Source organism: Arcobacter iocasae (genome assembly GCF_042214795.1).
GTDB classification, from domain to species: Bacteria; Campylobacterota; Campylobacteria; order Campylobacterales; family Arcobacteraceae; genus Arcobacter; species Arcobacter iocasae.
The window spans coordinates 3,059,083-3,071,783 of the sequence record NZ_CP090177.1; the positions used below are offsets into that span (position 1 = coordinate 3,059,083).

General features: G+C 28.2%; 13 protein-coding genes. 4 read left to right on the plus strand and 9 right to left on the minus strand.

Annotated features, from left to right (window positions below; translation table 11 throughout):
- Nucleotides 1-56: 56 nt before the first annotated feature.
- From LXN10_RS15225 to LXN10_RS15240, 4 genes are read right to left on the minus strand one after another with little or no spacing between them, the layout of a single operon-like run.
- Complete coding sequence (locus LXN10_RS15225) at nucleotides 57-2,198, minus strand: FtsK/SpoIIIE family DNA translocase (RefSeq protein WP_375725347.1); 2,142 nt, start codon at nucleotides 2,196-2,198, stop codon at nucleotides 57-59.
- A 13-nt stretch (nucleotides 2,199-2,211) separates the two neighbouring features.
- A complete protein-coding gene (gene lpxD / locus LXN10_RS15230) occupies nucleotides 2,212-3,153 on the minus strand; it encodes a UDP-3-O-(3-hydroxymyristoyl)glucosamine N-acyltransferase (protein WP_375723830.1) in 942 nt (313 codons plus the stop codon).
- A 39-nt stretch (nucleotides 3,154-3,192) separates the two neighbouring features.
- Complete coding sequence (gene ilvN, locus LXN10_RS15235) at nucleotides 3,193-3,690, minus strand: acetolactate synthase small subunit (protein WP_013135582.1); 498 nt, start codon at nucleotides 3,688-3,690, stop codon at nucleotides 3,193-3,195.
- Nucleotides 3,683-5,377: an acetolactate synthase large subunit gene (locus LXN10_RS15240; RefSeq protein ID WP_375723831.1), complete on the minus strand. Its 1,695-nt coding sequence runs from the start codon at nucleotides 5,375-5,377 to the stop codon at nucleotides 3,683-3,685. The genes ilvN and LXN10_RS15240 overlap by 8 nt, the downstream gene beginning before the upstream one ends.
- Nucleotides 5,378-5,524: 147 nt before the next feature.
- On the opposite strand from LXN10_RS15240, the gene LXN10_RS15245 reads away from it, so the two are divergent.
- Complete coding sequence (locus LXN10_RS15245) at nucleotides 5,525-6,334, plus strand: hypothetical protein (RefSeq protein ID WP_375723832.1); 810 nt, start codon at nucleotides 5,525-5,527, stop codon at nucleotides 6,332-6,334.
- Here the strand turns inward: LXN10_RS15245 and LXN10_RS15250 are convergent.
- Genes LXN10_RS15250 through LXN10_RS15260 form a run of 3 tightly spaced genes read right to left on the minus strand, consistent with a single transcriptional unit; the run spans nucleotide 6,323 to nucleotide 8,904 of the window.
- Nucleotides 6,323-7,240 carry a Ppx/GppA phosphatase family protein gene (locus tag LXN10_RS15250; protein WP_375723833.1) on the minus strand — a complete coding sequence of 306 codons (918 nt, stop codon included), beginning with the start codon at nucleotides 7,238-7,240 and terminating at the stop codon, nucleotides 6,323-6,325. The genes LXN10_RS15245 and LXN10_RS15250 overlap by 12 nt on opposite strands.
- Nucleotides 7,240-7,797 (minus strand): CDP-alcohol phosphatidyltransferase family protein, encoded by a 558-nt coding sequence (locus LXN10_RS15255; protein ID WP_375723834.1) that lies wholly within the window; start codon nucleotides 7,795-7,797, stop codon nucleotides 7,240-7,242. Before LXN10_RS15255 ends, LXN10_RS15250 begins: the two co-directional genes overlap by 1 nt.
- 9 nt (nucleotides 7,798-7,806) lie before the next feature.
- Nucleotides 7,807-8,904 (minus strand): diguanylate cyclase domain-containing protein, encoded by a 1,098-nt coding sequence (locus tag LXN10_RS15260; RefSeq protein ID WP_375723835.1) that lies wholly within the window; start codon nucleotides 8,902-8,904, stop codon nucleotides 7,807-7,809.
- Between the two features lie 104 nt (nucleotides 8,905-9,008).
- Here LXN10_RS15260 and LXN10_RS15265 point away from each other — a divergent pair, with 104 nt between their 5' ends.
- Both LXN10_RS15265 and trxC read left to right on the plus strand, forming a co-directional pair.
- The gene (locus LXN10_RS15265; protein WP_375723836.1) at nucleotides 9,009-9,257 is read left to right on the plus strand and encodes a hypothetical protein; all 249 of its coding nucleotides are present in this window, start codon (nucleotides 9,009-9,011) and stop codon (nucleotides 9,255-9,257) included.
- A 3-nt stretch (nucleotides 9,258-9,260) separates the two neighbouring features.
- Complete coding sequence (gene trxC / locus LXN10_RS15270; protein ID WP_375723837.1) at nucleotides 9,261-9,692, plus strand: thioredoxin TrxC; 432 nt, start codon at nucleotides 9,261-9,263, stop codon at nucleotides 9,690-9,692.
- Here the strand turns inward: trxC and LXN10_RS15275 are convergent.
- Nucleotides 9,689-10,441, minus strand: a complete 753-nt coding sequence (locus LXN10_RS15275; RefSeq protein WP_129099342.1) for a tRNA 2-thiocytidine biosynthesis TtcA family protein — start codon at nucleotides 10,439-10,441, stop codon at nucleotides 9,689-9,691. The two genes, trxC and LXN10_RS15275, sit on opposite strands and share 4 nt — an antisense overlap.
- A gap of 148 nt (nucleotides 10,442-10,589) precedes the next feature.
- On the opposite strand from LXN10_RS15275, the gene LXN10_RS15280 reads away from it, so the two are divergent.
- Nucleotides 10,590-10,778 carry a hypothetical protein gene (locus LXN10_RS15280; RefSeq protein WP_129099343.1) on the plus strand — a complete coding sequence of 63 codons (189 nt, stop codon included), beginning with the start codon at nucleotides 10,590-10,592 and terminating at the stop codon, nucleotides 10,776-10,778.
- 44 nt (nucleotides 10,779-10,822) lie between these two features.
- Here the strand turns inward: LXN10_RS15280 and LXN10_RS15285 are convergent, their stop codons facing one another.
- A complete protein-coding gene (locus tag LXN10_RS15285; protein ID WP_375723838.1) occupies nucleotides 10,823-12,691 on the minus strand; it encodes a methyl-accepting chemotaxis protein in 1,869 nt (622 codons plus the stop codon).
- Between the last annotated feature and the right edge of the window lie 10 nt (nucleotides 12,692-12,701).

Here is a 12,701-nt window from a genome sequence, read left to right on the forward strand (position 1 = left end):
ATATAATAACACAATGATTATTAAAATAATAATAAATTTCAATTATTATTTAATAATTAAAGTAATATCTCTCGATTCCCTTTTGCATTAACTTCTGATAAGACACCTGTCATTTCAAGTTGTTCTACAATTGTAGCCGCTCTGTTGTAACCGATTCTTAGTTTTCTTTGTATATATGATATAGAAGTCTTTTTATCAGTTAATACAACTTGTTTAGCATCTTCATAAAGTTCATCTAAAGATGACATATCACCGCTTGAAATTGCAGTTCCATTACCATCTTTATCTTTGACAAAATTCATATCATATTCAACTTCTCTTTGTGATTTTAAGAAGTCAACAACTTTTTCTATTTCATCTTCTTTTGACCATGGAGCATGAAGTCTTACAAGTCCTGAACTTCCAGGAGGTGTAAATAACATATCTCCTCGTCCTAGTAAAGACTCTGCACCCATTGCATCAAGTATGATTTTAGAATCTACTTTTTGCCCTACTTTGTATGAAATCCTACTTGGTAAGTTCGCTTTAATCAATCCTGTAACAACATCAACTGATGGTCTTTGGGTTGCAACAATCAAGTGAATCCCACTAGCTCTTGCCATTTGTGCAAGTCTTGCAATAGAAAGCTCAACATCTTTTCCACTTGTCATCATAAGGTCAGCTAACTCATCAATAATAACTACAATATATGGTAAAGGATCAAATGTTTCTTTTTTTGATTTTTCATTATAGTTTTCGATATTTTTAGTTTTTGTTTGAGACATTAATGTATATCGTCTTTCCATTTCTAAAACCATATTAGACAAAGCGGTAATTGCCTCTTTAGGTTTTGTTATAACAGGAGTTAATAAATGAGGAATATCATTATAAATAGAAAACTCTAACATCTTTGGATCTATCATTATAAGTTTTAAATTATCAGGTGAATTTTTATACAAAAGTGAAAGAATCATTGCATTTAATCCAACTGATTTCCCAGAACCTGTAGTTCCCGCAATTAGTAAATGAGGAAGTTTCTTTAAATCTGTAATAAATGGTTTACCAACTATATCTTTCCCTAGAATCATAGTTAAAGGAGAAGTTGCTTTATTAAATATTTCGCTATCAAGTAACTCTTTTAAATAAATCACATGCATGTTTTCATTTGGAACTTCTATACCAATTACATCTTTACCAGGAATAGGAGCTTGAATTCTTATAGTTTCAGCTTTAAGAGCCATTGCTAAATCATCTTGAAGATTTAATACTTTTGATACTTTTACATGGGGTGCAGGTTTAAACTCAAAAGTTGTAACAACAGGCCCTGTGTAAGTTCTAACTACATCACCCTCAATTTTGAACATCAAAAGTTTTTCTAATAAATCAGCAATTTTTCTATCAATTATCTCTTCATTTACTTTAGAAGTTGCTATTTTAGGAGGAGTTTGAAAGAAGTTACTACTTGGTAGTTTAAAATCTTTTGGTTTTTCTGATTCTCCAACTTCTATTTCATCTTGTAATTTTTTATTCTCTTCTAATTCATCAACCATAATAGAGTGTTTTTCTTCAATATTTTCACTAACTTGTGTCTCTACTATATTTTCAGTATTATCATTCTTAGATTTTTTATCTTCTTTTTTATCTTCTTCGATAATTAAAATTTCAGCCGTGTCACCTACTTCTTTAACTGTTACTTTTTCTCTTCTTTTTTCTCTTCTTGAGTCATTATTTTTGGGTTGAAATAAAACTACATCTTTTTTTATGTTTGAAGCTATTTTTTGTACATTGACTGTTTTAATCTCTTTTCCATCTACAAATATTAAAAATGTAATCAAAAAGCCTATTAAGACTAATAACCATAGCCCAGCAAAACCAATATAAGGGAATAATGAATCAATAATCCCATCTCCAATCAAGCCTGAGAGTCTATCTGCTTTTGTAAAAACTAAAGATTGAAAAATAAGTGCAGATAAAAGAAAAATAAATATTCCAAAGTACTTCAAATACTCTTTTTTTTCTTCATGCTTAAAATTGATTTTATAAATAGGATATATAATCAAAAAAAGATAAACATAAGATAAATAACCAAAATATAAATGAGAATATGAAGCAAAAACAGAGCCTACTTTTCCAACAGTAACCTTATCAGATACAATTGTTGCATACTCAAAATATACTATTAAAAATAGTGATATTAAAGATAATATTTTTTTAACTATTTGAGACCCTTTATTATAATAATTTAGAAATTCTAGCTTGTAATTTAAGCCAAGTTTTGTGTTCAAACAAAGGGAATCCTGCCCATTGCTTTTTTGGTTCTTTTATACTTTTTGTAACTCCACCACGAGCAGCAATTGTTGTAAATGGTGCAATTTCCAAGTGTCCTGCAGTTGCACTTTGTCCACCCATGATAACATATTCATTTAAGGTAGTTGTTCCTGATAATCCAACTTGGCCAGTCAATATACACCCAACTCCCAATTTACAATTATGAGCAATATGCACTAAATTATCTAGTCTTACACCATCACTTATAATTGTTGATTTGAAAGCAGCTCTATCAATAGAAGTATTTGCCCCTATTTCAACATCATTTCCAATTTCAACATTTCCATTTTGGTAAATTTTTATATATTTACCTTTACTTTGAGCAAAACCAAAACCATCACTACCTATTACCGTTCCTGAGTGAATTATACAATCATTTCCTATATTGCAATCCCTATAAATAGTAACATTTGGATGAATAATAGTATTGTTTCCAATTTTTACATTATCACCAATATAAGCACCACTCATAATAATACATTTTGAACCAATAATTGAGTTTTTACCTAAATAAACATTTGGCATAACTGTAGTATTTTCACCAACAATACAATCTTTTCCATCACTTTCTACAACTTTAGGTGCAAATAGTTTTGAAGCAAGAGCTAGTTTAACATAAGGCTCATCACACACAAGTGCAATAGTATTTTGAGGAACTCTTGAAATGAAATCTTTTTTAACAAAAACAGCTGCTGCTGTAGTTTTTTCTAAATCATTTGCATATTTATTGTTTTCTAAAAATGTTAGTTCATCAGGAGTTGAGTCAAGTAAGGTGTTTAATCCACTTATTTCTATTTCACTATCGCATTTTATATCTAATGCGATTGCTATATCTTTTAATTTCAAATCATTATCCTTTATTCAAAAAACGATAAGAGAAAACTCTTATCGCTCCATTGCAACTACACCACTTTTAACTATTTCAATTGGGTTGTAGTTTTTGATAACTTTTACAAAATTTGCAATTCTGCTTGGTTCATCTGTTGCTGAAATGATAATACAATCTTGAGTAACATTTTGAATTGAGCCATTATAAGCACGAGCAAGTACATCCACATCACTTAAGTTTTGATCAACTGGTATTTTCACAAGAACTGTCTCTTTTTCTACAACATCAAAATGTTCATTTACTCTTAAAACAGGAATTAATTTATTCAATTGCTTAACAATTTGGTCAATCACCCTTCTATCACCTGTTGTTACAATTGTCATTCTTGAGTATTCTGAATCACTAATTGGAGCTACTGTTAAAGAGTCAATATTATATCCTCGGGCTGAAAAAAGTCCTGCAATTCTAGATAAAACATTGTTTTCATTTAAAACAATTACAGAGATAACTTTTCTTGCATTTTCTGAATCATAGTAGTGATTAAAATTATTCATTGTTATCTCCTAAAAGCATCATTTCATTTAACGCATGTCCATTTGGAACCATTGGTAAAACCTCTTCATTTCTATCAACTATAACTTCTATCATTGCAACTATTTTTTTCTCCATGGCATCTTTTAATGCTTCATCGAACTCTTTTTTAGTAGTAACTCTATACCCTATTCCACCAAAAGCTTCAACTAGCTTTACAAAATCAGGTTGTGCACTCAGATCTGTTTCAGATAATCTATTTTCATAAAACATTGTTTGCCATTGTCTTACCATTCCAAGATAGTTATTATTTAAAATAATATTAATAACTGGAAGCTTTTGCTCCACACAAGTCATAAGCTCTTGTATATTCATTAAAATAGAACCATCACCTGTAAAATTTATAGAAACTTTATCAGGTCTTGCTTTTGCAACACCCATTGCACCTGGTAATCCAAATCCCATAGTTCCTAGTCCACCTGAAGTATTCCATTGTCGAGGATAAGAAAATGGATAAAACTGTGCTGACCACATTTGATGTTGTCCAACATCAGTTGAAATAATTGCATTATCTCCAACTAGTTCACCAACTCTTACTATTGGCCATTGTGGTTTAATTTTAACATCAGAGTCTTTAAATGCTAGAGGATGTTGAACTCTATAATCTCGTAATAATGCTACCCAATTAGTATAATCATTAAATTCAAACTCACCAATTGAATCAATCATCCCTTGAACAGTTACTTTTAAATCTCCAACTATTGGAAAATTTGTATGTACTAGTTTAGCAATAGAAGCTGGATCAATATCCACATGAATAACTTTTGCTTTTTTTGCAAATTCATCAAGTCTTCCAGTAACCCTATCATCAAACCTAGCACCTAAAGAAATCAATAAGTCTGTTTCATGAGCTGCCATATTAGCTGCATATTCACCATGCATTCCTAACATTCCAAGCAATAAAGGGTTTGTATGCCCCATAACTCCTCTTGCCATAAGTGTTTCAACAGCAGGAATATTTAGTTTCTCTGCTAATTCTCTTATTTCATATGCACAATTTGATAAAATCGCTCCACCACCAATATAAAGCAATGGCTTTTTAGCTTTTGCAATAGCTTGCATTGCTCTTTTTAATTGCTTTTTATTATAATTAACTGTTGGCTTATAAGTTGGTAAATTAACCTCTTCTGGATAGATATAATCTCCAACTTCTGCTGTAATATCTTTTGGAATATCAACATGAACTGGTCCTGGCCTTCCAGTACTAGCTATATGAAATGCTTCTTTAATAATTCTTGGTAAATCTTCAAGTTTATTAACTAAATAGTTATGTTTAGTACAAGGTCTAGAAATTCCAACTGCATCAATTTCTTGAAAACCATCAGTACCGATAATTGTAGTTGGTACTTGCCCTGTAATTACAACCAAAGGAATAGAATCCATATAAGCATCAGCTAATCCAGTAACTGCATTTGTAAATCCAGGTCCAGATGTAACTATAGAAACACCTACTTTTCCTGTTGCTTTTGCGTATCCTTCAGCTGCGTGAATAGCTGCTTGTTCATGTCTAGTCAATATATGTTCAAAATGTGTTTGTTTATAAATTTCATCGTAGACATTCATAATAGCGCCACCAGGGTAACCGAATACAACTTCTACCCCTTCATTTTTTAATGATTCTGTTACCATTTTTGCGCCTGTCATTTTCATTATACTTTTCTCCATTGTAAAATAGGTATTTATTCTACAAAAATTTAGTTTAATACATCTTTAAAGCGCACTTTCTAGCACTTTTGTGTTTAATGGCAAATTTATTATTTTTCTAATATAATCTGTGATAATTTAAGGAGTTCCAAAGTGGATGTAAATAATCTTACTAGTGTAAGCAATGTTGCCGTAAATAATGTACCTAAACAATATGTTGATAAAGCACGGTTTAATGGTTCAGTTAATGCAGTTGACAATGAAGATGCATTAAAAGTCTCTATCCATGAAGTTTACAATAAAAAAAGAGATGAATTATCCCATTCACTTAGAAATTTAAATGAAGGTATCGCAATTACTCAAATTTCTATGAACTCCCTCTCAAAACAACAAGACAACTTAAAAAATATCGGAAATGCCTTAGTAAAACTAGATAGTAGTGGAGATTATGAAAATAAAAGATTTGAAACAGCAGAAGAGATTTCAAATCAATTAAATAACTATAATCAAGAAGCAGAAAAAGCAAGATTTAATAAAAAACTACTTTTAGATGACCAATATGGTGATGAAATAATAAATGTAGTTACTCAAGAAAAAGATTTTAAAATAACTGGTGTAAATACAAAAGAAATATCTCAAACGCTAGTTAATAGCTTACAATCTAACTCTTTATCTTCAAGTGAAGATGTAAATAGTGCATTAGAAAATTTAGATGAAGCACTAAATAAAAGTGAAGCATTTACAGAAAACTTTTCAAAAATGAATAGTGAAATGAAACAAGTTGCAAGAGGAACATTAAACGAACAAATAAATTTACTAAAAGAAAATAGTAAATTAAAAGATTTGAGTTTTGGCTCTGATTTTAATAACTTCTCAAAAACAAATATAATGAGTCAATTAGGAAATTTAGCAGCGTCTCAAGCCCATATTATTCAAGAGCAAACTTCAAAATTACTTGGATAATTTCAAAGCATGATCTATTGCTACACCTTCTCTTAACCCATCATCAAAAACTATTGACTTATCTTTATTTAAAATAGTGTAAAATAATTTAAAAATAAATACACCAGACTCGATAAAATCAGTTCTTCCCCCACCAACTAAATCAAATATTTCTTCTTTTGATAAAGTTCTAAATTTATGTAAAAAATCTTCTATTTCATCAAGAGTTAATTGGGTTCCATTTATAAGATTTCTATCATAGTTATTAAAATTTAATCCTAATTTAACTGCAGCAATAGTCGTAGGTGTTCCAGCAGTTGCTACAAAATTAAACTTATCTAAGTTGATATTTAAACTTTCAATAAAAAGAGTAATCTCTTCTTTTCTTCCATCTAATTCATTTAATAATTCTTTTTGATTATTTTTATACTTTTGAGATAAGGTTACAATTCCAATATCAAAACTTTTTGCAAAATATTCGTTTCCGTTATTAATAATCAATTCTGTTGAACCACCACCAATATCAATTAAAGCAAAATGTTCAGACTCTTTTTTTTCTCTTTTTAAAGCATACTTAATAGCCAAAAGAGTCAATCTTGCCTCTTCGTCACCATTTATTATTTTAAAATCAAGATTACATTCATCTTTAAATCTTTTTAATACTTCACTAGAATTTTCTGCCATTCTCATCGCTGCAGTTGTAACACAAACAGCATCTTTTGGATTAAATTTGAGCTTTTCTATTGATTTTTTAACAGCTTCTATTACTCTATTTTGAGCTTCAATTGAAATTCTTTTGGTATCAATTAGTCCATCAGCCATGCCTACGACCTCTTGATACTCATCTATGATTTTATGATTTAAACCATCATAAAGTAAGGTTCTAAAAGAGTTAGAACCTAAATCTATGGATACAACATTTCTCATTAAGGATGTGGTATTTTAATTTTTGAATTAAGTAAATAACCTATAATAATCATAGATATTAAAACTATAGTTTCAGGTAAAATTCCTGTTAACCAAACAAGATACACAACAAAAAGTAAAATAGCCCCAAGAGGTGTAGGAATACCAGTAAAATATTTTTCAACTTGACCTTCTTGTGCATCTATATTAAACTTTATCAATCTTCTAAGCCCTGAAATTATGTAATATATAAAAGTAAATAATACAAGTACTGTATTTAATTCTAACTCTTTACCATCAATTATTGCAAAATAAATAAACATACTAGGAACAATAACAAAAGATAAAAAATCAGCATAAGAGTCAAGCTGAATTCCAAACTCGGTAGATAAGCTATATTTTCTTGCAATTTTCCCATCAACTATATCAAAAGCACCTGCTATCCAAGCAAAAAGTGCTGCACCAAAAAACTGTCCATGTGTTATAAAATATATTGCTAATATACCAGCACCTATATTAAAAAATGTAGCTAAATTAGCTAGATTAAAATGATTATATTTATTAAATAAAAAACCCAAAATTTTCCTTTATATTGTATATTGGTTTCTACCATTTTGTTTAGATTTATATAACTTCTCATCAGCAAGTTTATACAATCTATTTGTAGATAGATTTGAACCTGGTTCATAAATAACAGCTCCAATAGATACTGTTACATATTTATTTGCTTTACTTTCTTTGTGCTCTATTTTCAAAAATTCAACTAGTTTTAAAATTGCACTTAAACAATTTTCTAAAATCTCTTTGTCAACATCAAATAATATGGCACCGAACTCTTCTCCACCTAACCTAAAAACATATTCATACTCTTTGTTAAAGTATTTTTTCAATTCATTTGCAACTGCTTTTAGGGTTTTATCTCCCATATCATGACCATAAGTGTCATTATATTGTTTGAAAAAATCAATATCAAACATTATAAAAGCTGTTTGCCATTTGTTTGAATTTGATACAACTGGAATACTATCAAATATTGTATCAAAATACCCTCTATTATATAACATTGTCATAGAATCTGTTATAGATTCTATTTTGTATTTTTTGTTTAATATTGTTAGATGGTTATCTTTTTTAATAATACTATATGTTAAGTAAATAAAAATAGCAAAAGAGAAAATAACTAAAGCAATGATATTATAAAAAAGTAGCTTTTTCATATCTTCATATCTACTTAAAAACCCTTTTCTTTGTTTTCTTGCATTATTTATTTCATATTCAATTAAAAAATTTACTTTTTGAATCATAATTGTATATTTCATATTGTTTTTATCCATAAACGAAACTTTTATATCTTCATCTATCGAATCAACAACTTTTCGCTCTTGTATAGTTTTATATGCTTTAAAGTAAGCATTCCAATTTGATTGAATTATTCTTTGACTTTTTTTAATTGAACAAAGTTTTTCTCTATTTTGGAGACATATAATCATGTCTTTATAGCTTGAAGATATGTTTTGAAGATTTGTAACAGGGATAAAGTTCCCAAAATATATTTTATCAATTTGTTTTTTTAAATTTTCAATTTGTGAGTTGAATATAAAACTAGCCATTACAAGCATCATTATTATAGTTATTAACAATAATACCAATTTAAAACTAACTGAGTCAAAAATACGTTTTTTCATTATTTCTATTATATTAAAATAATTATTAAACCAAGTAAAAATTATATTTGCTTTTTATTATAAAATTTAGATAAAATTAAGTATATCGTTCGAAAGGACACATTATGGAAATAAATAGTAATCTTGGAGCAATGAGATTAGAAGAACTCAAACTTAATGATTCTGCTAAAAATATTGCAAATCCAAAAACATATGCAAATACAAGCAATGAAGAAGTTACACAAGAAGTAACTCCTGATTTAATAAAGTCTATTACAGAACAAATACCTATTCCTATAGCATACCAAGCAAATGCTACTAGTATAAAAGTACAAAATGAAATTTTTGCATCAACAATAAATATAAAAGCATAAGTAATGGATAAAATAAAAGTAGTTTGTTCTTCTTGTAATAGTGTAAATTCTATTCCAAAAAAAGATAATTATAAAGTAGCTAATTGTGGTAAATGTAAAGAATCACTTCTAAATACTAAACCCCTTGATTTAAATGACTCAAATTTTGATTTACAAATTGTAAATTCTGATATTCCTGTAGTTGTAGATTTTTGGGCACCCTGGTGTGGACCTTGTAAAATGTTTGCACCTACATTTGAAGAGATTAGTGCAAAATATCCCTTAAAAGCAAAATTTGCAAAAGTAAATACAGAAGTGGAACAAAACTTGGGATCTAAGTATCAAATACGCTCAATTCCCACTTTAATTATCTATAAAGCAGGAAAAGAGATGGAAAGAGTATCAGGAGCATTAGATTCTACAAGATTAGCAATGCTAATCAATAAATATATTTAATCTAATAACTCTTTATCAAAGAAAGTTGAAGTTTGGATATTTTTAAATGCTGCTTTCATAGAAACAAACATTTGAGGATTTTCTTCTTCCATTTTTTCCAATAATTCTTTTGTTGCAGCTCTTGCATGTGGCATTTTAATATCAAATCTCATAGCAGGACAAGCTTCATCACCTATTACACTTATTTCATTTGTTGTTGCAAAAGCTCTTAATTGTCTCTCTCTACAAAAAATAAGAGGTCTTATTACTTCTAGCCCATTCTCAGCTTTATATCTAGGAGGCATAGATCTCAAAGCTCCATTATATAAGAAATTCATAAAAAATGATTCCATTGCATCATCTAAGTGATGTCCTAAAGCCAATTTATTATATCCTTGTTCTTGTGCAGTTGAGTATAAATACCCTCTTCTCATTCTTGAGAAAAATGAACAAAAAGAAGAGTTTTTTCTTATTTTTTCTTTTGATAATTCAAAAATTTCTGTATCAATAATCTCATGTTCTATTCCATGCTTGGCACAATGTTTTGACAAGAACTCAACTTGTTCTCCCATACCATAAGTTACAGTAACTGCTTTAAATTCAAAATCAAATGGTGTAACTCTTTTTATATGATTTAATGCATGAATTAATGTAGTAGAATCTTTTCCACCTGAAAATCCAACTAAAACTCTATCACCTTCTTTTATTAAACCATACTCCGCATTTGTTCGTCCAACTACACTTGAAATTTTTTTACTTAATTCAATCAATTTTTCTTATCCTAAACTTTTTTCGCGATTATATCATAATTTATATTTATTTATATATTTAATATTCATCGATAAAATATATAAAAATTAACTACAATTTTAGAAAAAGTTACTATAATTTGAATATAATTTAAAATAAAGATAAAAAATGACAACAGAAGAAATAAGCCAATTTAGACAAAAAATAAGTGAAACAATCATGCCTCTTGCTGCAAATATGAAAGATGTCGATATAAAAGAGTTAATAGAACATATTGAAAAAGAAAATCCCGAACTTCCTGAAGGCTTTGGAAATATGCTTTATGAGCAAGTTCTTATATTAAAATATAAAAAATAAATTTATTTTTTATATTTTAACCTTCAATATCCTAAATACAAATATCAAATTTCTTCGTGAAATTCTTTTTTATTTGTATTTTCTACAACTTTCTCTGCTATTTTATTTACTTCATTAGCTACATGATTAGCCTCAGATGCAACAACTGCATTTTGTTGAGTTACTTGATCTAATTTGTTAATCGTACTATTAATTTGTTCCATCGCACTAAATTGTTCTTTTGAAGCATTCGAAACTTCTGAAATAAGAGATAATGTATTATGAATATTTTTATTTAATCTTTCATATCCATTTATCATATCAGTTGATATTTTTTTACCTTCATTTGTTTTTTCTGTTGCATTTTCAACCAACTCTTTTATTTCATGTGCTGCTTCAGCGCTTCTTGAAGCTAGATTTCTAACCTCTTGCGCAACTACAGCAAAGCCTTTCCCAGCTTCACCAGCAGTTGCTGCTTCAACTGCTGCATTAAGACTTAAGATATTTGTTTGAAATGCTATTTGATCAATTATTGTAATTGCTTCTGCTATTGATTGAGTTTGTTCATTTATTTTATCCATAGAAGAAGCTGTTCTTGAAGCTAATTCTTCTCCTTGTGTTACTGAATCAGAAACTTCATTTGCATAAGTGTTCATTTGTACTATATTATTTGAACTATTTTTCATATTTGATGTTATCTCTTCAATTGCAGCAGCAGATTCTTCTAATGATGCAGCTTGGTTATTTGCTGAAATAGTTAAGCTATCTACACCTTTTGACAATTTATGTGCATTTGTTGATAAATCTACTCCCATCTTTTTATTTTCAATTAACATAGTCGTTATTGCAAGCCCTAAATTATTTATATCATCACAAAGTGCTTTTAAATCACCTTCCATATGAGTTGTATCTATTTTAGCTCTATAATCATAATTTGTATAAGAAGATAATACATTCATTGCATTTTGAATATTCTCTTTTACTACAAAAAGCATTTGGTTAATAACTTCTTTCAATTCATGTAAAGTAGGATTTGGAGTATCTCCACTAATAGATACATCTAAAATACCTTTTTTTGCCTCATTTGCACAATGAATTGCACTATCAACTAATACTCTATCTTTTTCAATAGTAATTTTTGTTTTTGTAATACTATTATTTATAATCTTAGCCATAGTTCCTAACTCATCAGAAGAATTTAATTGAATCTCTTTTGCATCACTTTTTTCTTGATTTAAATATTGGAAAAAATCTAATAATCCATCTTGAAATATAACAAGAGGCTTTTTAATTGAATTAGTAACTCCAATAATAATAAAAAATAATAAACTTATAACCACAGCAACAAGTGTATATAGAGTATATCTAGTCTTTTCTATCTTCTTTAAAGCCAATTCATAACTTAAATTATTTTGTTTATATGCAAATTCATTGATACTATTTAAATCTTTAGAAATTTTAGTAAAAGGAATATCACTCTCTAAAATTTTATCTAAGTAAATATTCATAACATCATTCATTGCATCAGTAATTTGTCCATTATAATCTTTTAAATTAACATCAATATCTTTAATTAATTTTTTTATTTTTTCATCATGTACAACTGATTTTAATAGTTTTTTATAATCTTCATCAACTACTTTTCTAATATCATTTAGTTTTTTTATTTCTGCATTAATTTCTGGTTCATCATATGCACCAGTTACATAATTAAAAACTTTGTATAAAATTCCATTATATAACTCAATATCAGCCAAAAACTTACTACTTGTTTGATAAAGTTCAAACTTCACTTCAACTATTTCTTTTAATGTATTTTTATTTGAAGTTAAAGAGTTATTTGCAAATATTGCTAATGTTAATAAAAATAGTAAAGCAATACTTGGTGCAATTAGAACTTTAGAACCAATTTTTAGATTTTTTAGTCCAAACATAAAAATTTCC

Excerpts from the sequence above, each read along its gene's own strand:
- ilvN (WP_013135582.1), bottom strand. The coding sequence starts at position 3,690 with ATGAATAATTTTAATCACTACTATGATTCAGAAAATGCAAGAAAAGTT.
- LXN10_RS15240 (WP_375723831.1), bottom strand. The coding sequence starts at position 5,377 with ATGAAAATGACAGGCGCAAAAATGGTAACAGAATCATTAAAAAATGAA.
- LXN10_RS15250 (WP_375723833.1), bottom strand. The coding sequence starts at position 7,240 with ATGAGAAATGTTGTATCCATAGATTTAGGTTCTAACTCTTTTAGAACC.
- LXN10_RS15260 (WP_375723835.1), bottom strand. The coding sequence starts at position 8,904 with ATGAAAAAACGTATTTTTGACTCAGTTAGTTTTAAATTGGTATTATTG.
- LXN10_RS15265 (WP_375723836.1), top strand. The coding sequence starts at position 9,009 with ATGGAAATAAATAGTAATCTTGGAGCAATGAGATTAGAAGAACTCAAA.
- trxC (WP_375723837.1), top strand. The coding sequence starts at position 9,261 with ATGGATAAAATAAAAGTAGTTTGTTCTTCTTGTAATAGTGTAAATTCT.
- LXN10_RS15280 (WP_129099343.1), top strand. The coding sequence starts at position 10,590 with ATGACAACAGAAGAAATAAGCCAATTTAGACAAAAAATAAGTGAAACA.
- LXN10_RS15285 (WP_375723838.1), bottom strand. The coding sequence starts at position 12,691 with ATGTTTGGACTAAAAAATCTAAAAATTGGTTCTAAAGTTCTAATTGCA.